This is a genomic window from Streptomyces sp. NPDC016845 (assembly GCF_044332585.1).
Classification (GTDB): domain Bacteria; phylum Actinomycetota; class Actinomycetes; order Streptomycetales; family Streptomycetaceae; genus Streptomyces.
This window is the reverse complement of the sequence record NZ_JBIRPI010000014.1, coordinates 91497-110459: the sequence shown is the minus strand read 5'-3', so window position 1 is coordinate 110459 and position 18963 is coordinate 91497. Positions and strand designations below refer to the sequence as shown.

The window sequence follows — 18963 nt, the reverse complement described above, 5'->3', positions numbered from 1 at the left end:
CACTGCGACTCATTGCACAGGCGCCCCCGGCGTCGTACGGTTACGCTGTTCTTGAACACGTTCAATTCGGCGGATCGACGAGATCGGTGCGATGCAGATGAGCCAACTGGCCAGTTCCGACATCCCCATTGCCCGACGCGGCGGACGCATGCCCGAGGACTGGCGCGATGCGGCGGCGCGTTGGGCCGTTGCCCTGGTGTGGTTCTACGAGGGCTTCTGGTGCAAGGTCTGGCGGGGGCGGACGGACCAGCGGGCCATCGTCGACGACGTGCCTTTCCTTCCTGGCTGGGCGTCGACGGCGGCGCTGGTGACGATCGGGCTGGCCGAGGTGGCGATCGGCCTGTGGGTGCTTGCCGGGCGACGGGTCCGCAGCGCCGCTGTCGTCCAGACAGTACTTGTCGTGGTGTTCAACGCCGGTGGCCTGCTGTTCAGCCCCGGCCAGATCGAGGAACCCGGGCGGCTGCTCACCCAGAACCTGGTCTTCATCGTCCTGATCTGGAAGATCTCCCCGAGGCCGGTGACCCGGTGAGCGCCACCCCATGGGCCCGCTCCCGCCTCATCAGCGGATTCGGAGGCCCACGCCTCCTGTTCGGACGGATGTACGAGGACAGCGGCATCGAACTGAAGGTCCTGCCGACGACCGGCGCACGGCTGCTCTGCATCGCCTCCGCGGGCGACACCGCCGCCGCCCTGCACCGGGCCGGCCACGACGTGACAGCCGTGGATCTCAACCCCGTGCAACTCGCCTACGCCCGACAGCGGCTCGCCGGTGGCGTGAGCGCGGAGGGCACCGCCGAGACGCTCGTGCGGCTGGGGCGTGGCGCGGCCGGTGCGTGCCTGCCCGCCTGGCGCGCGCCCGCACTGCGCAGCTTCCTCGCCCTGGACGACCCGGCCGAACAGGCCCGGCGATGGCGCTCGGACCTGGACGGTCCGGGGCTGCGCCGGCTGATGCGCCTCGCGCTGCGTCCCGGTGGCGCACTCGCGACAGCGCTGCGCCCCTCGTTCGCCGCGGTCGTCCCCGCCCGCTTCGACGAGGTGCTCCGACAGCGCATCGAACGAACCGTCACCACTTCCCCGAACGCCCGCAATCCATGGATGTGGCGGCTGCTCGCGGGCGCCGAACCCCCGGACACGGCACCGCCGCACGCACCGGATCTCCCACTCGTCCAAGGGGATGTCGTGGATGTCCTCGAGCGAGCACCGCGCGCCGCCTACGACGCCGTGACCCTTTCGAACGTGCTTGATGGCCCGGGCCCCGCCTTCGCCCGCCGCCTGCGTGCCGCTGTACGGCACGCCGTACGCCCCGGCGGCATCGTGGTCCTGCGCAGCTTCCGTCAACCGGGACCGGCCGGCGCGGGCTGGGCCGCTGAGGACCGCTCCGCGCTCTGGGGTGTCGTGCGCGTCCTCCAACTGGGATCGGGCCCGGACAGGACCGACGACACCGACGACACCGACGTCAGAAGGATCGACCCGTGCGGCACCTGATACAACGTCACCCAATAGCGATACATACGCACTTCGCGCACTCGCTCGTCCTGACGTACGCCCTGCCCCCCGAGGTGCTGCGCCCACTCGTGCCACCGGCTCTGGAACTCGACACGTACCGTGCCGGCCCGCAGGAACCGCTGTACGGCTTCGTGGCCATCGCCCTCGTCGACGCCCGTGCGCTGCGGCCCGCTGCCGTGCCCGCCAGGTTCGGCCGCGACTTCCTGCTCACGGGTTACCGGGTCTTCACCCGTTTCCCCACCCCCGAGGGCCGGACCATGCGCGGCCTGCGCATCCTGCGCAGCGGCACCGACAACAACTTGATGCGGCTCGGCGGCAACCTGCTCACCCGCTACAACTACCGCCAGACACACATGCGTACACATATCTCGGCGGACACCCTGGAGTTCCGCGTCGACAGTGCCGACGGGAACGCCGACCTGACCGTGCGCGCCGATCTGCGCGGCGCCCCGGCGCCCTTGCCGCCGGGCAGCCCGTTCGCGGACGAACGCGCCGCCCGCCGCTTCGCCGGCCCGCTGCCCTACACCTTCGAATGCGAACCGCAGACCCGCTCCGTGATCGTCATCAAAGCGTCGCGCGCCCAGTGGGATCCGCGGCCTGTCCGGGTCGACGTGGACCGGTCCACCTTCTTCGACCACGGCCCGTTCGCCGGCACCCACCCCGTCCTCGCCAACGCCTTCCACGTCGCCGGCGTCGACTACGGCTGGGGTCGCGGTGTGCGCCGCAGCGAGAGCGGCGGCGTGAGATGACCGCGCGGCACTCCGGCGTCCGCGACGTCATCGCCTACAACTGGCCGCAGTACGCGACAGGGCTGGCCACCGCGCTGGCCGCGGCCACCGTCGCAGGGCGACTTCCACCCACCCTGCGCCGTCTCGCCCGCGTGGGATCCGCCGCGGCCGTCACCCTCCTCGGCACCGCCACGGCGGCGAGCTGGTACGTCTACGACTACTCGGATCTGTACACCTACGACTGGCTGGCGGAACTGCTGCCCGCGACCCCCTCCTCGTACGTGGTGGTGAGCACCGGACTCGACGAGGTGAGCGCCCCGCTCGCCGAGCGCTGGCCCACCGCACGGCACACCGCCGTCGATCTGTACGACCCGGCGCTGACGGACGAGGGCTCCGTCCGCCGTGCCCGGCGCCGGGTGAAACCACCCGTCCACGCAGTGCCCGGCCGCCCCGAGGAGTTGCCGCTCCCCTCGGGCGGGGCGGACGCCGTACTGCTGGTCTTCGCGGCGCACGAACTACGCCGGGAACGAGATCGAGAGCAACTGTTCACGGAGTGCGTACGTCTGCTGCGGCCGGGCGGCACGCTGCTTCTGGCCGAACATCTGCGGGACATTCCGAACAAGGCCGTGTTCGGACCCGGCGCCTGGCATTTCCTGCCCCGCGCCGAGTGGCTGCGCCTCGCCGCCTACGCCGGACTGCGCCCCACGGCGGAGCGCCGTATCGCCCACCTGGTCACGGCGTTCGCCTTCACCAAGGGACAGGTGTGATCCACTTCCTCACCCTTACCGGCCAGTTGCGCCTGGTCGGCCTCGCCCTCATCTTCATGGGCCTGGTGCACACAGCCCTCCCACGCATCCTGGGCTGGCCCGCCGACCTGCGCGCCAGCAGCCTCCTGACCCGCCAGGTCTCCTACGCCCACCTCGTCTTCATCGCACTCACCTGCGCGCTGCTCGGCACGCTCCCTCTGGCGTTCGCCCCCGACCTTCTCACCGGCGGGCCCTTGCCGACGTTCTTGCTGTGCGCCCAGACCCTTTTCTGGGGTCTGCGCTGGATCATGGAGTTCGCGTACTTCTCGCCGCGTCTGTGGCGTGGCAACCGTCTGCGCACCGCGGGACATGCCGGTCTCGCTGTGCTGTGGACATGGGTGACCGCAGTGTTCGCGACAGCGAGCCTGCACGTCCTCCACTGACGGAGGACGACGAGGTCGGGGTCAGGGGCGCAGTGCCGCGCGCAGGTCCTCGCACGCCTCGGCCGCCTGCCCGGCCGCGTCCGCGCACAGGCGGCAGTGCTCTCGGCGGGCGGCGTGGCGTCCGCACTGCTCGCGGGCGTCACGGCAGGCGATGAGGCAGGCGGCGAGCTGCGCGGTGATCAGTGGGCGCTGCGCGTCGTCCCCGCGCAGGCACTGCTGATCAGTGCCTGTGTCTGATGCATGGCTCCCCCAACGTGTGGGAAGGGCAGGATCGTCACCCGCCAGGCTAGCCGAACTCCCGTGCTTCCGGCCGGTACGACGGCGGGCGGCACGGAGATGGCCGGTTCGCGGGTCTCCGCCGCTCCCCGGCCAGGGGAAAATACCGGCGCGGCAGCGGCGCCGGTACATCGTGGTCGGCGCTTGCGGCGGTCGTGGCAGGAGTGCGGTTCGTCCGCGGGATCGGCGCGGCGCCCGCCCTCGTCCCGTGGCGCGGTGACGAACCGCTCCCCGGCTCGGGCACGGACGACGACGAGGCGGTCCGCTGCGCAGCCACCTGTAACGGCCGTGCTCACAAAAAGGGGGAAGCCGACATGAGTGTGCTGAGCACCAGGCTCACCGACCGGTTCGAGGTGCGGTATCCGTTCGTCTGCGCCGGGATGGCCTTCGCGGGCGGTACGTCCGAACTGGCGGTGGCAGTCTCCGGCGCGGGCGGCATCGGCGGCGTGGGGGCCGCGCTGATGCCCCCGGCGGCGCTGCGGCAGGTGATCCACGAGATCCGCAAGGGTGCGGGCGGCGCCCCCTTCCACATCAACCTGATCACGTACTTCGACAACACCGAGCACGTCCGTGTGTGCGCCGAGGAGCGGGTGCCGATCGTCTCCTTCCACTGGGGCCACCCGCCCGCCGGCCAGCTCGCCCTGCTGCGCGAGGCCGGGGTGTCGGTGTGGGAGCAGGTTGCCTCCGCCGACGCGGCCGAGACGGCGGTCCAGGACGGGGTGGAGGTCGTCGTCGCCCAGGGCTGGGAGGCGGGCGGGCACAACTACGGCGGACTGCCCACCATGGTCAACGTACCCGCGGTGGTGGACGCCGTGGGCGAGCGTGCGCTGGTGCTCGCGGCGGGCGGGATCACCGACGGACGGCAGGCCGCGGCGGCTCTGTGCCTGGGCGCCGACGGTGTGTGGGTCGGAACCCGGCTGGTCGCCTCGTACGAGGCGCACGTCCACGCGGAGCATCACCGCCGGCTGATCGCGGCACAGGGGCAGGACACGGTACGCAGCGGGGTCTTCGGCCCCGAGTGGCCGCGGTTCAATCCGATGCGGGTGCAGCGCGACCGCGTGGTGCGGGAGTGGAACGACCGGCTGGACGAGGTGCCGGTCGACCGGGACGGGCTCGAGCAGGTCGGCACCACGCTCTTCCAGGGCGAGCAGACTGTGCTGCGCAAGTTCAACGTGCTGCCGCCGACCCCGGCCACCGAGGCCGACTGGGAGGAGATGCCCTGGCTGATGGGGCAGGGCGTCGGCCTCGTCCACGACATCCGGCCCGCCGCGGACATCGTCCGGGAGGTGATGAGTGAGGCCGAGCGCGTGTTCACCGTGCGACACCGGCGGTGAGGGGCCGCCCGGCCGTGAAAGTGCCGACGCCTGGCCCGTACCAATGTCTTGACGCCCCCTTACTTCAACTCTTAAATCAACAGGCGAAACGCTTTCACCTCCACCTCGGCCGGCCCTTGCGTGCCCGACCGCCCAGGAAGGAACGAGACGTGACCTCCCACCGCCTGCTTCGCAGATGTCTCCTCGCTGCCTTGTCCGCAACGCTGGTCGCATCCGCCGCGACCGGCGTTGCTCACGCGGAACCATCGGAGGCCGCCGCCGCCGCGGTGACGTTCTCCGACACCTTCGACGGCGCCGCGGGCAGCGCGGTCAACTCGTCGAGGTGGACGCTGGAGACCGGTGACAACGTCAACAACCACGAGCGCCAGTACTACACATCCGGCACCAACAACGCCGCCCTGGACGGACAGGGCCATCTGGTGATCACGGCCAAGAAGGAGAATCCGGCCAACTACCAGTGCTGGTACGGCACATGCCAGTACACCTCGGCCCGGCTGAACACCTCGGGGAAGTTCAGCGCCCAGTACGGGCACGTCGAGGCACGTATGAAGATTCCGCGCGGGCAGGGCATGTGGCCCGCCTTCTGGATGCTCGGCACGGACATCGGTTCGGTCGGCTGGCCCAACTCGGGTGAGATCGACGTGATGGAGAACGTCGGCTTCGAGCCCTCCACGGTCCACGGCACCCTGCACGGCCCCGGCTACTCCGGATCGGCCGGTGTGGGCGCCGGTTACTCGCTGCCCGGCGGGCAGGCGTTCGCGGACGCGTTCCACACCTTCGCCGTCGACTGGGCGCCCAACTCCATCAAGTGGTCGGTCGACGGCGTCGTCTACCAGACGCGTACGCCCGCCGACGTGAGCGGCAAGACCTGGGCCTTCAACAAGCCGTTCTTCCTGATCCTCAACCTGGCCGTCGGCGGCTACTGGCCGGGCGACCCCGACAGCTCCACGGCCTTCCCCGCCCAACTGGTCGTGGACTCGGTGACGGTGACCACGAGCGACGCGCCCGCCGGCGGCGCGATCCGGGGCCTCGCGGGCAAGTGCGTGGACGTCGCCGCGGCGAACTCCGCCAACGGCACCCCCGTACAGCTCTACGACTGCAACGGCACCACGGCCCAGCAGTGGACCGTGGGCTCCGACGGCACGATCCGCGCACTCGGCAAATGCCTGGACGTGACCAGCGGCGGCACCGCCGACGGCACCAAGGTCCAGCTCTACGACTGCAACGGTTCGGCCGCGCAGAAGTGGGCGGTCAGCTCAGCCAACGACATCGTCAACCCACAGGCGAACAAGTGCCTGGACGTGACCGGCAACAGCTCGGCCAACGGCACCCGGCTCCAGATATGGACCTGCTCGGGCGGCGCCAACCAGAAGTGGACCGTGGGCTGAACCGCGCGACACAGCACACCCGGGCGCGACGCCGAGAGCAGGCGATGCGCCCGGGCCCGAGCTGCAGGAGGCCGTACGGGCCGTCCGCCGCGCGGAGGACCCGCTACTCCTCGGGCTCCCAGGCGATCAGCTGCTCGAACACCTGCCGGTCACCCTCGATCTTCAGGTCGTTCAGAGTGAGGCGGCCCCAGACGAAGAGGAGCAATTGCTCGGCCGTGCCCGTGACCGAAGCGGAGGCGGGCGCGGCGTCGTCCGTGAGGGGCGCGGGCCAGGCGCCGGTGCCGTCAGCGCGAGGAGCCAGGAGCGGCCCTCGGTGGCGCGGTAGTGGAGGGTCGCGGGCTCCTGCGCAAGAACCCGGTCTCGCGCGAGCGCTCCGTCACCACCCGGTGAGCAGTACGTGGTTCACGGCCAGTGCCAGTACAGCCTGTGCCAGGAGCCAGGCCCGCGGCCGGGGCAGGAACGCGGCGCCCGCCAGCAGCCACATGGTGAAAGGCAGCCAGATGCGTTCCGTCTCGGCCTTGCTCATTCCGGACAGGTCGGCGAGGAGCAGGGCCGCCAGGGCGCTGCAGGTGAGGAGGGCGAGGCGGGCATGTGGCGGCAAGGACCGGTGAAGGGAACGCGGGCGGAGCCGGCCGATGGTGCGGCGCAGGCCCGCCACCGTGGCCGGGCCCGCGATCACCGCCGTGCACGCGAGGTTGGCCCACACCCAGTAGCCGTAGGGGCGGACACCGCCGGCGCCTTGGTAGTAGCGGGTGACAAGCAGGCGGTAGCCCTCCCACCAGTCGAAGCCGGTGAGCGTGAACGCCGTCGGGATCACGGCGAGTCCGGCGGCCAGCAGGGCCAGGAGCGCCGGGCGTTCTCGCACGCGGCGCCGTCCGAGGAAGAGCACCGCGGCGCCGATGACGGCGAAGAGGGTGAGACCGTACGAGAGGTAGCAGGCCAGGCCGAACAAGAGCCCGGAGCCCGCCGCCCAGCCCACGTGGCGGCCGCTCACCGCGAGCGCGAGCAAGGCCACCGCCCATGCGGCGACGGCCGTGAAGTAGGCGTCGGCGGACGCGCCCATCCACACCGCTGCCGGTGCCAGGACCAGGAAAGGGGCGGCTCGCCGCGCCAAGTCCTCGGAGGCGAGCGCCCGGAGAGTGCTCAGGACCGCCATGCAGGCGGTGGCTCCGACGACGACGCACCACATACCGGCCCATCCGCCGCCGCCCAGACCGATCCGGTCGAGCAGCACGAAGGTGAGCGGTGCGGCCGGAGGGTGGCCTGCGGTGTGCGGGGGCCAGTGGTCGGGGGAGTCGATGAGGATGTGCCGCGTGTAGTCGCGCAGTGTGGCCGGGATGTCGTGGAAGCGGTCGATGACCTGGAGATATTCGTACTTGGTGGTGAGCCGGCGGGCGACGCCGCGGTGCCAGCCGTCGATCAGGGCCAGGCTGAGGATCCAGGCGGTCGCCGTCGCCCAGGACGCGGCCAGGAGGGCGGGCCAGCGCAGCCGCGCCGCGAGCGACGGGCCGTACGCCACCACCGCGGCGGCCGTCGCGAGCGCCGCGGGCGTCCCGGGGCCGACGTGGGGCAGCCAGTCGGCGTACAGAGGCGGCCAGCCGACGTGCAGGGTGTGGCGGGTGCGCTCGATGTGCCGGCCGATGACCACGGCTGCCAGTACGAGCAGCGCGGTCGCCGCGACGGCGTACAGGTCTCTTCGGCTGCCGTGGGGTTCGGTCCCGGTGATGGGGGTGTCGGTGCGGGTCACACGGGAACGCTAGGCCGACTCGGCGCCCGCACCGGGCCGCCGGTGCCGGACGTCAGCGTTTCGTCATGGGTCGCGCGGGCGGAACACGGTCCGATCCGGCCTACTGTCGCGGCATGCGCGTCTCCCTTCGTCTCCCGACCTCACCGGGGCTCTGGCGCAGCCCGCTGCGCGGCCCCACATTCACCTCGTTGCTCGGGCTCGTCCTGCTCGCCGGTATCACCGTGCTGTTCGTGACGGGGCTCCTCTCCTACGCCGCGTACAACCCAAACTTGGCGGCGGTGAACGACAAGACCCCCGGCAAGGGGCTGCTCGGCTTCTACCTCTTCCCCTGGCCGACCCGCCCGCACTGGCTGTATCGGCTCACGCAGGGCGTGCACGTCACGCTCGGTGTGACTCTCATTCCGGTGCTTCTCGCCAAACTGTGGTCCGTGCTGCCCCGGCTGTTCGCACTGCCGCCGGTCCGCTCGCTCGCCCACGGCCTGGAGCGGCTCTCACTGCTCCTGCTGGTCGGCGGCGGCCTGTTCGAGTTCACGACGGGCGTCCTCAACGTCCAGCTGGACTACCTCTTCCCCGGCTCGTTCTACCCGCTGCACTTCTACGGCGCCTGGGTCTTCTTCGCCGCTTTCCTGGCGCACGCGGCGCTCAAAGTGCCTGCCGCGCTGCGCAACGCAAGGGCCATGCGTGCGGGTGGGAGCGACGACGCGGAGGGAGTGCTGACGGCACCGGACCCCGGCCCGCCGACCGTTTCGCGGCGCGGCGCGCTGTGGTTCGTGGGCGGCGGATCGGCGCTGCTCTTCGCCACGACCGCCGGACGCGGCTTCGACGGGCTGCGTCGTACGGCGCTGCTCGCCCCGCACGGCGGCGCCGAACCCGGCAGTGGCCCGAACGGGTTCCAGATCAACAAGACCGCCGCCTACGCGGGTATCGACAGGGCCGAGACCGTCGCGGACGCCTGGAGTCTCGTCGTCACCGGACGCACGGGCACCGTTCGCCTCGGCCGGGCACAGCTCGAGGCGCTCGGTCTGCACAGTGCCGCGCTGCCGATCGCGTGCGTGGAGGGCTGGTCGACGTCCGACCAGCGGTGGCGCGGGGTGCGGCTGCGGGATCTCGCGGCGCTCGTCGGGCACGACGGCGATCCGCCGGACGTGTTCGTCGAGTCCCTGCAGCGCCACGGCGCGTTCCGGCACGCCGCGCTGCGCGCCAACCAGGTGGCAGATCCGCGCTCCCTGCTCGCCCTGTACGTCAATGGCGCCCCGCTCTCCCCCGACCACGGCTACCCGGCGCGGATCATCGTGCCCGCCGCGCCCGGGGTGCTGAACACCAAATGGGTGGCCCGCCTGACGTTCGGAAGGCTCTGAGACGATGACGCGTAGGTGGACCATGCCCCGGCTGCCGCTCGGCAGCCCTCTGCACGTCGCCCTGCTGGCATGCTCGTTCGCGCTCGCCGCCTATGCGGGTGTGCGGCTGTTCGCCGGCGACTGGCTCGCGGTGGCGCTGTGGATCGCGGGGGCGGCCCTGTTGCACGACCTTGTTCTGGTGCCCCTGTACTCGGCCGCGGACCGGGCGTTGCTGGCGGCTGCGGACGCCGTGGGACAGCGGGCACGGGCCGGCTATGTGCGGGTCCCGGCCGCGCTGTCCCTCCTGCTGCTGCTCGTCTGGTCCCCGCTGATCAGCGGAGCGATGGACGCGCGCTACCGGTCGGCGACGGGGCTGTCGGCGGCCCCGTTCCTGGCCCACTGGCTGCTGATCACCGCCGCGTTGTTCGGCGGGTCGGCGCTGTTGCTGGCCGGCTCGGTGCTGCGGGAGCGCAGGGCGACGAAGCGGCGCCCGCCGGCGGACCACTGAGCGGCGGGGAAGAGCTTCGCCCGTGCCGCGTGACGCAGCAGCGCCTCGGTGCCCAGGCGCGCCCAGGGGAACGGACGGCCCTCGTCGCGGGCGCCGGACGTGGCGTCGACGACCCGCACCTGGGCGCGGTCGTCGACGTCCACCGGCGCGGTCTCGGCGAGCAACAGGCCGCCGGGTACGAGGAGTTGATGTACCCGCCGCAGGAGGGCGCGCGGTTCGCCGCCGATGCCGACGTTGCCGTCCATCAGGAGCACGGTGTCCCAGCGGCCCTCGCCGGGCAGCGGTTCGAAGACGGAGCGGCGCAGCGCGGGGCCGCCGACGCGCCGGGTGCGGTCGACGGCGGCCTCGCTGACGTCGATGCCGAGGGCGGTGCGGCCGCGCGCGGCGAGCTCCGCGACGAGCCGTCCGGGCCCGCAGCCCACGTCGAGGACCGCACCCTCGCAGCGGTCGAGGACCTCCCTGTCCACCGGGTCGGCCCGCGCGCACCAGCGTTCCACCTCCAGGGGGAGCAGCCAGCCGTCGGCGCGGCGCAGGAAGAGCGGGCCGCGGCCGGTGCGCAGCGCGAGCGCGTACGGGTCGGCGCTCGCCCAGGGCGCGGGGGCGGGCGGCGCGCTCACCGGCGTACCGCCTGGGAACAGTGGGCGAGGCATGCGGCGAAGGCCCCGTGCGGGGCCAGCTCGGCGACGGCGTGTGCGTCGTCGGCGAGGTCGACGTCGCGCAGGGCGGGCAGATCGCGTACGCGCAGACCGGCGGCGACGAGCCGTGCCCGCTGCAGGGCGCCTGTCCGCGGTGTCGACATGGGGATGCCGCGCAGCAGGCCGGGATCGGGTTCGGCCAGGCCGAGCGCCCAGAACCCGCCGTCGAGGGCGGGCCCGAACCAGGCGTCGCAGGTGTCGTAGCGGACGTCGAGGAGGGCGGGCGTGACCTGCGGGGTGTCCATCCCGATCAGCAGTGCGGGGCCTCGGCATCCGGCGAAGGCGGCCGCGAGCCGTTCGTCGAGCCCGCCCGCGCACTGCGGCACGACCTCGAAGCCGGGCGGCAGCCACGGCCCCGGCTCTCCGTCGAGGACGAGGACGCGGCGTGCGGCCGGTGCGGCGGCGACCGTGCGCAGTGTGTCCGCGAGCGCCGCCTCGGCGAGCGCGGCGGCCTGCGCGGGCGTGAACGGAGGGGTGAGCCGGGTCTTGACCCGGCCGGGGCGCGGCTCCTTGGCGATGACGATGAGTGTGTTCACCGGGCACCTCCTTCCCGTGCCGGGGAGGTGGCCCGGGCGGCCCCTCGCGGGGGCGGCGGTTCGGCGAGGACCGCGCGCATGTCGCGTACCGCGTGCCAGGTGCCGCGCCATGTGCCGGTCACCTTCGACGCTCCGGTGCGCGGCAGGTAGGGCACGTCGTGCTCGGCGATGCGCCAGCCGGCGTCGGCCGCCCGCACCACCATCTGCAGCGGGTAGCCGCTGCGCGGATCGGTGAGGCCGAGGCCGAGGAGTGCCTGGCGGCGGGCGGCCCGCAGGGGGCCGAGGTCGTGCAGGGTCACGCCCGTCCTGCGGCGCAGCAGGCGGGCCAGTACGAGATTGCCGACGCGGGCGTGGACCGGCCAGGCGCCACGGGCGGTCGGGCGGCGCCGCCCGAGCACCAGGTCGGTCCGGCCCGCCCGCACCTCGTCGACGAACGGCACCAGGCGGGCCGGATCGAGGGAGGCGTCGCAGTCGCAGAAGCAGACGATGTCGGCGCGGGCGGCGGCGAGGCCGGCGCGACAGGCGGAGCCGAAGCCGCGCCGTGGTTCGTGCACGACGTGCGCTCCGAGGGAGCGGGCGAGCTGTGCGGAACCGTCCGTGGAACCGTTGTCGACGACGATCGCCCGCCAGCCGGGAGGGATGCGTTCGAGGACCCAGGGGAGGGCATCGACCTCGTTGAGGCAGGGCAGGACCACGTCGACCGGTGGTGGTGGGGTTGTCACGGCTTTCACCCTACGAGCGCCAAAGCGACATAACGGGCGTCGGCTCCTTACGAAACACGGACGTCCGCGCCCTCGCGCACTCCGGGCGGGCCGCCCGCGGCCCCGGGGTGCCACTCTGGAGCGATGCACGAGTCATACGAGCCGACGAGGGGCGCCACCTCGGAACCAGGACCCCGGGTCTTGGTCGTCGACGACGACCCGACCGTTGCCGAGGTCGTCGCCGGCTACCTGGACCGGGCCGGATACCTCGTCGACCGCGCGGGCGACGGCCCCGCTGCCCTCGCCCGCGCCGCCGCGCACCGCCCGGACCTCGTGGTGCTCGACTTGATGCTGCCCGGCATGGACGGACTGGAGGTCTGCCGCCGGATGCGCGCCCGCGGCCCCGTCCCTGTCATCATGCTGACCGCGCGCGGGGACGAGGAGGACCGCATTCTCGGCCTGGAGGTCGGCGCCGACGACTACGTCACCAAACCGTTCAGCCCCCGCGAACTGGTGCTGCGTGTGGAGTCCGTCCTGCGCCGCGCCCGCCCCGACACCGACCGTCAGCCTGTGCGCGCGGCGGGCCTCACCGTCGACCCGGCCGCGCGCCGCGCCACCCGGGACGGCGGCGAACTCGCCCTGACGCTGAGGGAGTTCGACCTGCTCTCGTTCTTCCTGCGGCACCCCGGACGCGCGTACAGCCGCGAGGACCTGATGCGTGAGGTGTGGGGCTGGGAGTTCGGCGATCTGTCGACCGTCACCGTCCACATCCGGCGGCTGCGCGGCAAGGTCGAGGACGACCCCGCGCGCCCCCGGCTGATCCAGACCGTGTGGGGCGTCGGCTACCGCTTCGAGGCCGACGACCGTCCCGCCGCGTCGGAGGTCTGACGGTGCACGCCAACCTCCTCATCGCCCTCTACGCCTTCGCGGGCGCCGCCTCCTCCGGCCTCGTCGGGGCCGTGGCACTGCGCATCCTCCGCCGCCGCTCGCTCACCGTGTCCCTCGCCGTCGTCTCCGCCGTGGGCGTGGTCGCGATGCTCGCGGGCACCCTCGCCGTGGCCTGGGCGATGTTCCTCTCCCCGCACGACCTGAAGGTGGTCACCACCGTCGTGGCGATGGCCGCCGTCGTCTCCCTCGCCACCGCCCTCGTCCTGGGACGCCGGGTCGTGTCCCACAGCCGCGAACTGGCTTCTGCCGCGCGGTCGTTCGGCGACGGCGGCGACTTCACCGCCCCGCATCTCCCGGCCACGGCCGAACTGGAGGCGGTCAGCCGCGAACTGGAGGCGACAAGTATCAGACTCGCCGCCTCCAGGGACCGCGAGCGGGCCCTGGAGACCTCCCGGCGCGAACTCGTCGCCTGGATCTCGCACGACCTGCGCACACCTCTCGCCGGCCTGCGCGCGATGGCGGAAGCCCTGGAGGACGGAGTGGCGACGGACCCCGCCCGCTACCTCACACAGATGCGCACCGAGGTCGAGCGGCTCAACGGCATGGTCGGCGACCTCTTCGAACTCTCCCGCATCCACGCGGGCGCCCTGCCCCTGACCCCCGCGCGCGTCTCCCTCTACGACCTGGTGAGCGACGCCCTCGCCGGAGCCGACCCGCTCGCCCGCGAACACGGGGTACGGCTCGTCGGGGACAGGGTCGATCCGGTGCCCGTCGAGGTCGACGGCAAGGAGATGAGCCGCGTCCTCGGCAACCTCCTCGTCAACGCGATCCGCCGCACCCCCGCCGACGGCACGGTCGCCGTCACCGCCGCGCGCGCCGCCGAAGGCGTCGTCGTGTCCGTCACCGACGGCTGCGGCGGCATCCCCGAGGAGGACCTGCCGCGCGTCTTCGACACCGGCTGGCGCGGCACCCACGCCCGGACCCCGCCCGCCGGAGCGGGCCTCGGTCTCGCGATCGTGCGCGGCATCGTCGAGGCCCACCGGGGCAGCGCCACCGTCCGCAACATCCCCGGTGGCTGCCGCTTCGAGGTGACGCTCCCGACGGCCCCGTGAGCCCTATTCCCGGGCGAACTCCCGCATGCCGTCCTCGAAGGACACCTCGGGCCGCCACCCCAGCTCGGCGCGCAGCCGCGACGAGTCGGCGGTGATGTGCCGGACGTCCCCGAGCCGGTACTCCCCGGTGACCACCGGACGCGGCCCGTCGCACGCCTCGGCCAGCGCCCGCGCCATCTCCCCGACCGTGTGAGGCGCTCCGCTGCCCGTGTTGTACGCGGTCAGCGCGCCCGGAGCGCAGGGCGCCGCCAGCGCGACCATGTTGGCGGCCGCCACGTCCCGTACGTGTACGAAGTCCCGCCGCTGCCGGCCGTCCTCGAAGACCTTCGGGGCCCGGCCGCGGGCGAGCGCCGAGCGGAAGAACGAGGCGACACCGGCGTACGGGGTGTCCCGTGGCATCCGGGGCCCGTACACGTTGTGGTAGCGCAGCGACACCGCCACCCCGCCCGTGCTGCGGGCCCACGCCGCGGCGAGGTGCTCCTGCGCGAGCTTGGTCGCCGCGTACACATTGCGGGGATCGGCGGGGGCGTCCTCCGTGACGCTCCCGGGCGCCAGCTCGGCCGCGCACACCGGGCACGTGGGCTCGAAACGACCCGCCTTCAGATCCTCCACGGCGCGCGGCCCGGGCCGCACGGCCCCGTGCCGGGCGCACGTGTAGCGTCCCTCTCCGTAGACCACCATCGACCCGGCGAGTACGAGCCGTGCGACGCCCGCCCGCGCCATGGCCGACAGCAGCACGGCGGTGCCGAGATCGTTCCGCGACACGTACTCCGCCGCGTCCGTGACGCCGTCGCCGAGCCCGACCATGGCCGCCTGATGACACACGGCGTCCACGCCGCGCAGCGCACCGGCGACCTTCTCGGGGTCGCGCACGTCGGCCCAGGGCTTGTCCCTCACGTCGAACACGACCGCCTCGTCCCCCTGGGCGGCGAGCGCCTCCACGATGTGGGACCCGATGAAACCGGCTCCGCCGGTGACCAGAACACGCATGCCGACCACGGTAGGTCCGGCAAGGTGCGCGGAGTCCGTCCGAAGCCCCCGCCGGGGCCTTGCGTCACACATCCGTAAGGATCCGGCGCGTCAGGGCCGGTGCCCGGCGACCGGCGGCGGCGCGGCGTGCCCGCGGACCGCCGCCGCCTGCCAGGCGCCGGGGCGCACACCGGTCGCGTCGCGGAAGAACACGGAGAAGTTGGAGGCGTCGGGGAAGCCGAGGGCGGTGGCGCACCCCGCGGCGGTGAGACGGTCGTGCGCGAGGAGCCGCTTGGCCTCCAGGACGAGACGGTCGACGAGGTACGCCTTCGCCGTGCGCCCGGTGACCCGTTGCACCGCTCTGGAGAGGGTCCGGGGCGCGTATCCCAGGGTCCGGGCGTAATGACCGGCGTCGTGATGCTCGCGAAAGTGCGCTTCGACGTGCGTGCGGAACCGCCGGAACAGCAGCGTCGCCGGGTCCGCCGATGGCGCTTCGCCGTACGGCGGAGGCGGCCGGAGCCGGGCGACGAGTGCGGAGAGCAGGATCGCGGGAATCTCCGTCGATGTGTCCGTGCGATCTTCTCCCCGCTCCACCGCCGGGTCCTCCCCGGCCGGGGAGGTGGTTTCGAGGAGGAGATGCCGGCGGGTATCGGCGACGGCGAATTCAACAACAACCAGACCTCGGGAACCAGGGCCCGCTTCTACAACTCCAACGGCACTGAGCGCTGGTCGAACGTGGCCAAGGACACCGGCACGGCCTCGTGGACTCCCGTCTACCACATCCGTCCCTGCTGAACCGGGGTTCGTAGCACGGCAGAGGTGACGAGTGCTGTTCCCGGCGCCGGGAACAGCACTTCCTCGAGCGCGGCATCGGACAAGCGGCCGTGAGCGATGCCGATGTGCCGGGCACTGGTGATCAGGCGTTCCCCCTCAGGTACTCGACGGCCCTGCGTGCCGTGGCGCCGATCACCGCGTCGGCGCGGGGAAGCCTGCGGTCGGCGCGCGCGGCCTGGGTGAAGACCACGGCCGTGTAGGTGGCGCCATCGGCGAACTCGACCACGCCCGCCTCATGCCGCATGGAGCCGAACGTCGCGGTCTTCCCGTACACCGCGACGTGGTCGTGGGGAAAGCCGGCCGCGAGCCGGTGCTGCCAGGGCTGGAGTCGCATGGTGCGGCGGATGAACGCGCAGCCGGCGGGGGAGGCCGCGGCGTCCGTCCAGATCCCGCGCAGCAGTCGCGCCATCTCGGCCGGGGTGGTCGAGGCCACCCGACTGGGGTCGTAGACACCGGGTGGCAGCGCCTGGTCGTTGTCCGCGATCCGCGCCATCGCCGCGTCCACCGAGTCGGCCCCCGTCACCTGCAGCAGCCGGTGAAAAGTTCCCGCGGCACCGTTGTCGAGGCGCGTGCGATCGAGGCCGAGCGCGCGGCAAGCGTCGTCGAAGGCCTCGGCGCCGACATGGCGGAGCACGGCGTCGGCCGCCGCGTTGTCGGAGAGGGCCATCATCATGACGACCAGGTCACGCAGGGACATGGACACCTCGTCGCGCAGTTGTGAGATGCCGGTGGGGCCGGGCAGCCTGTCCTCGGGCGTGAGGGTCACCCGCAGCAGCGGGTCGAGCACGCCCGCGTCCACCTGCCTGCAGTAGGCCACCATCAAGGGCAGCTTGTAGACCGAACCCATCAGCGCGGCCTCGTCCGCGTCGAGAGCGACCGCCGCGGCGGGCCGGTCCACCTCGGCCACGTGAAGCAGCCCGCGCACACCGGCGTCGTCGAACATGGCACGAAGGGTGCGCCGGATGACCCGGTCGGGGCCCGCCCCGGTCATCGCTGCTCCTCCTTGCCCACGGTGTGAGCCGATGCCAACGCGGCGGCCAGGACCTCGGCCGCTCCGGTGGCGTGCGAGGCGGCGAGCCGCCGGGCGTCCCACACCACGCGCAGTCGCAGCGGCAGCGCCGGATCGGTGGCCGGAAGCCTGGCGACACCGTCCGCCATGAGCGCCGGGTCCGCGGTGACGAGCATCGCCTGACCGGCGGCGACCAGGGCCAGTCCAGCGCGCTCGTCCGATATCACCACCGTCTCGACCCGGCGGCCCTGCCCCGCGAGGGTGTCAAGGAACAGATCGTGCGCCGCCGGGGCCTCGACGCGTGGGCGGACCGCGTACGGCCAAGGGCGCCCCGCCCGCGGTCCCGTCCCGCATCCGATCCCGCTGTCCGGCACCAGCAGCCACGTCGGCAGCAATGTCACGGGCCCCGCGGACAGGCCGTGCAGCACGACCGGGTGCCGGACGACGGCCAGGTCCAGCCGTCCCGCGGAGACGTCCGTCAGAAGCGTCGCCGTCGGAGCTGTGACCACCGACAGCCTGGTCCGCAAGCCGGCCCGGACGGGCGAGGCGGCGACGACGGCTCCGAGCCGGGGCGGCAGTTCTGGTGGCAGGCCGAGCCGCAGGCGATGCCCGTCCGCGCTCTGCCTGGCGCCGCCCTCCCGTAGCTCGGCCAGCGCGGCGAGGGCCCGTCGAGCGTGCGGAAGCAGCGCCGCGCCCTCATCGGTGAGGGAGACCCCGCGTTCCCGGTCGAACAGCCGCACACCCAGTTGTGCCTCCAGCCGTCGCAGCGCCTGTGAGAGGGGCGGCTGTGAGATGCCCACGCGCTGTGCGGCGTCGCCGAAGTGCCCCTCCTCCGCGATGGCGACGAAGATCTCCAGATGCCGCTCGGTCAGCATGGGGCCCCTGTGGTCTGCGGCGATATGCCGAATGAATCGACTGATCGCCGAGAGTGTATTCGACACAGGACTGCCGGTGAGGCTTCACTCCTGGACTCAAGGCCCGTTCGGCAACGGGCCGTTGTGACCCTTATCAGGCGCCGTCCGGCGCCGTCAGGTGCAGTCAAGTGCCGCCAAGTGCCATCAGGTATAGGAGTCAGTCATGTCCTCTCAGCGATCAGAAGCTGTTTCGCGACGTGTGAGCCGGCGCAATGTCCTGAGGAGCGGCGTCGTCGCGGGCGCGGCGGGAGCCGCGAGCACCCTCGGGACCGCGTCGGCCACCGTGCCGCGCGGCGGCCCCGCCCGCACCGGCCGTCCCGGAAGCAGCGGTGTGAAGCTGCGCTGGCTCGGCGTCGCGGGCTGGGAGCTGAGCTTCGACGGTCACCGGATCCTGGTCGACCCGTATCTCACCCGGCAGCCCTACACGGACTCGGACGGTGCGGCCGACATGAAGCGGAAGCTGCAGGTGAACCACAGAATGATCGACTGGGTGCTGCGCGAACACCTCACCTCGGCACCCGAGTTCATCCTCCTGACGCACGGCCACTGGGACCACCTCGCCGACGTGCCCCACCTTCTGGACCACCCCGCCTGGCGGGACCGCGAGATCAACGTCCTGGGCACCGAGACGCATCTGCATCTCCTGACCGCCATGGGCGTCCCCGGCACGGGGCGCGAACACCGCCTGGTGACGGTGGAGGGGGAGGAGGTGCTGCGTCATCCGCTCATGCCCTCCGACAAGCCGTCCCGCCCCGACTTCACCATCGAGGTGGTGCGCAGTCTGCACAGTCAGCTCGGCGGCTACGGGTTCGACCCCTACGGCACCCTGACCGCGCCCCCGGCCCGGCCCCGGACACTGGGAGACCTGGTGGAAGGCGGCACACTGGGTTATCAGGTCACGGTGGGGGACCGGCTGAGCGTCATGTTCCTCAGCGGATCGGCCAACTTCGCGGCCCGCGCGGTCGCCGGCGCCACCCCTGACGTCCTGGTGCTGGGGGCCAGCGGGCACGCGGCCGTGCATGACTACTTCGAGCGCGCCGTCGCCGCTCTGGGCCGGCCGCCGGTGATCGTCCCGAGCCACCACGACGACCTGGTCACCGCCCTGGACGACCCCACGGTGCACGACACGGTGAACCGGCGCGTGGTCGACCGGCTCCAGCAGGTGCTCGGGGCGGACGGCCGGGTCCTCGACCCCCGCCACCTCGAACCGCTGGAACTCTGAGCCCCGCACCTTGCGGCCGTGACACAGCGCGCGAGCAGACGGCTTGCCCCTTGGCCAGGTTGGCCGCACC

Annotated in this window: 21 protein-coding genes and 1 pseudogene; 13 read left to right on the top strand and 9 right to left on the bottom strand. The window is 72.5% G+C overall.

The annotated features are described in order from the left end of the window. Positions 1-97: 97 nt before the first annotated feature. From ACH4RC_RS28375 to ACH4RC_RS28340, 8 genes are all read left to right on the top strand, one after another. A complete protein-coding gene (locus tag ACH4RC_RS28375) occupies positions 98-529 on the top strand; it encodes a DoxX-like family protein (RefSeq protein ID WP_398205942.1) in 432 nt (143 codons plus the stop codon). Further along, complete coding sequence (locus tag ACH4RC_RS28370; protein WP_398205940.1) at positions 526-1485, top strand: DUF3419 family protein; 960 nt, start codon at positions 526-528, stop codon at positions 1483-1485. The genes ACH4RC_RS28375 and ACH4RC_RS28370 overlap by 4 nt, the downstream gene beginning before the upstream one ends. After that, on the top strand, positions 1473-2255 hold the full coding sequence (locus ACH4RC_RS28365; RefSeq protein WP_398205939.1) for a DUF2071 domain-containing protein: 783 nt from the start codon (positions 1473-1475) through the stop codon (positions 2253-2255). Before ACH4RC_RS28370 ends, ACH4RC_RS28365 begins: the two co-directional genes overlap by 13 nt. Further along, complete coding sequence (locus ACH4RC_RS28360; RefSeq protein ID WP_398205938.1) at positions 2252-3001, top strand: class I SAM-dependent methyltransferase; 750 nt, start codon at positions 2252-2254, stop codon at positions 2999-3001. The genes ACH4RC_RS28365 and ACH4RC_RS28360 overlap by 4 nt, the downstream gene beginning before the upstream one ends. After that, positions 2998-3423 carry a hypothetical protein gene (locus ACH4RC_RS28355; protein WP_398205936.1) on the top strand — a complete coding sequence of 142 codons (426 nt, stop codon included), beginning with the start codon at positions 2998-3000 and terminating at the stop codon, positions 3421-3423. The genes ACH4RC_RS28360 and ACH4RC_RS28355 overlap by 4 nt, the downstream gene beginning before the upstream one ends. Before the next feature lie 114 nt (positions 3424-3537). Further along, a complete protein-coding gene (locus ACH4RC_RS28350; protein ID WP_398205935.1) occupies positions 3538-3660 on the top strand; it encodes a hypothetical protein in 123 nt (40 codons plus the stop codon). 353 nt (positions 3661-4013) lie between these two features. Further along, the gene (locus ACH4RC_RS28345; protein ID WP_398205933.1) at positions 4014-5033 is read left to right on the top strand and encodes an NAD(P)H-dependent flavin oxidoreductase; all 1020 of its coding nucleotides are present in this window, start codon (positions 4014-4016) and stop codon (positions 5031-5033) included. Between the two features lie 149 nt (positions 5034-5182). Beyond that, positions 5183-6421, top strand: coding sequence for a ricin-type beta-trefoil lectin domain protein (locus ACH4RC_RS28340; protein ID WP_398205932.1), 1239 nt, complete (start codon positions 5183-5185; stop codon positions 6419-6421). A 103-nt stretch (positions 6422-6524) separates the two neighbouring features. Here ACH4RC_RS28340 and ACH4RC_RS28335 read toward each other — a convergent pair whose 3' ends face one another. Both ACH4RC_RS28335 and ACH4RC_RS28330 read right to left on the bottom strand, forming a co-directional pair. Beyond that, a complete protein-coding gene (locus ACH4RC_RS28335; RefSeq protein ID WP_398206026.1) occupies positions 6525-6722 on the bottom strand; it encodes a hypothetical protein in 198 nt (65 codons plus the stop codon). 75 nt (positions 6723-6797) lie between these two features. Continuing rightward, entirely contained in the window at positions 6798-8168 is a 1371-nt protein-coding gene (locus ACH4RC_RS28330; RefSeq protein WP_398205931.1) for a hypothetical protein, read from the bottom strand. Between the two features lie 113 nt (positions 8169-8281). Here ACH4RC_RS28330 and ACH4RC_RS28325 point away from each other — a divergent pair, with 113 nt between their 5' ends. Then, on the top strand, positions 8282-9526 hold the full coding sequence (locus tag ACH4RC_RS28325; RefSeq protein WP_398205929.1) for a molybdopterin-dependent oxidoreductase: 1245 nt from the start codon (positions 8282-8284) through the stop codon (positions 9524-9526). 333 nt (positions 9527-9859) lie between these two features. Here ACH4RC_RS28325 and ACH4RC_RS28320 read toward each other — a convergent pair whose 3' ends face one another. The 3 genes from ACH4RC_RS28320 to ACH4RC_RS28310 are packed head-to-tail and all read right to left on the bottom strand — an operon-like array spanning position 9860 to position 11975. After that, positions 9860-10663 (bottom strand): class I SAM-dependent methyltransferase, encoded by an 804-nt coding sequence (locus ACH4RC_RS28320; RefSeq protein WP_398205928.1) that lies wholly within the window; start codon positions 10661-10663, stop codon positions 9860-9862. After that, a complete protein-coding gene (locus tag ACH4RC_RS28315; protein ID WP_398205927.1) occupies positions 10627-11244 on the bottom strand; it encodes a DUF2064 domain-containing protein in 618 nt (205 codons plus the stop codon). The genes ACH4RC_RS28320 and ACH4RC_RS28315 overlap by 37 nt, the downstream gene beginning before the upstream one ends. Continuing rightward, positions 11241-11975, bottom strand: coding sequence for a glycosyltransferase family 2 protein (locus tag ACH4RC_RS28310; RefSeq protein ID WP_398205926.1), 735 nt, complete (start codon positions 11973-11975; stop codon positions 11241-11243). The genes ACH4RC_RS28315 and ACH4RC_RS28310 overlap by 4 nt, the downstream gene beginning before the upstream one ends. 114 nt (positions 11976-12089) lie before the next feature. On the opposite strand from ACH4RC_RS28310, the gene ACH4RC_RS28305 reads away from it, so the two are divergent. Beyond that, positions 12090-12833 (top strand): response regulator transcription factor, encoded by a 744-nt coding sequence (locus ACH4RC_RS28305; RefSeq protein ID WP_398205925.1) that lies wholly within the window; start codon positions 12090-12092, stop codon positions 12831-12833. A gap of 2 nt (positions 12834-12835) precedes the next feature. Continuing rightward, positions 12836-13945 carry a sensor histidine kinase gene (locus tag ACH4RC_RS28300; RefSeq protein ID WP_398205923.1) on the top strand — a complete coding sequence of 370 codons (1110 nt, stop codon included), beginning with the start codon at positions 12836-12838 and terminating at the stop codon, positions 13943-13945. 3 nt (positions 13946-13948) lie between these two features. On the opposite strand, the gene ACH4RC_RS28295 is transcribed toward ACH4RC_RS28300, so the two are convergent. Both ACH4RC_RS28295 and ACH4RC_RS28290 read right to left on the bottom strand, forming a co-directional pair. Further along, complete coding sequence (locus ACH4RC_RS28295; RefSeq protein ID WP_398205922.1) at positions 13949-14935, bottom strand: NAD-dependent epimerase/dehydratase family protein; 987 nt, start codon at positions 14933-14935, stop codon at positions 13949-13951. 90 nt (positions 14936-15025) lie between these two features. Further along, positions 15026-15571 (bottom strand): annotated as a pseudogene (locus tag ACH4RC_RS28290) (helix-turn-helix domain-containing protein); the annotation flags it as partial. Between ACH4RC_RS28290 and ACH4RC_RS28285 the strand changes: the two are divergent. Next, complete coding sequence (locus ACH4RC_RS28285) at positions 15551-15709, top strand: hypothetical protein (RefSeq protein ID WP_398206028.1); 159 nt, start codon at positions 15551-15553, stop codon at positions 15707-15709. The pseudogene ACH4RC_RS28290 and the gene ACH4RC_RS28285 overlap by 21 nt on opposite strands. 121 nt (positions 15710-15830) lie before the next feature. Here ACH4RC_RS28285 and ACH4RC_RS28280 read toward each other — a convergent pair whose 3' ends face one another. After that, positions 15831-16739, bottom strand: coding sequence for a serine hydrolase (locus ACH4RC_RS28280; protein ID WP_398205920.1), 909 nt, complete (start codon positions 16737-16739; stop codon positions 15831-15833). Further along, positions 16736-17632 carry a LysR family transcriptional regulator gene (locus ACH4RC_RS28275; RefSeq protein ID WP_398205919.1) on the bottom strand — a complete coding sequence of 299 codons (897 nt, stop codon included), beginning with the start codon at positions 17630-17632 and terminating at the stop codon, positions 16736-16738. The genes ACH4RC_RS28280 and ACH4RC_RS28275 overlap by 4 nt, the downstream gene beginning before the upstream one ends. 238 nt (positions 17633-17870) lie before the next feature. Here ACH4RC_RS28275 and ACH4RC_RS28270 point away from each other — a divergent pair, with 238 nt between their 5' ends. Further along, positions 17871-18893, top strand: coding sequence for an MBL fold metallo-hydrolase (locus tag ACH4RC_RS28270; protein ID WP_398205918.1), 1023 nt, complete (start codon positions 17871-17873; stop codon positions 18891-18893). The last annotated feature ends 70 nt before the right edge of the window (positions 18894-18963 follow it).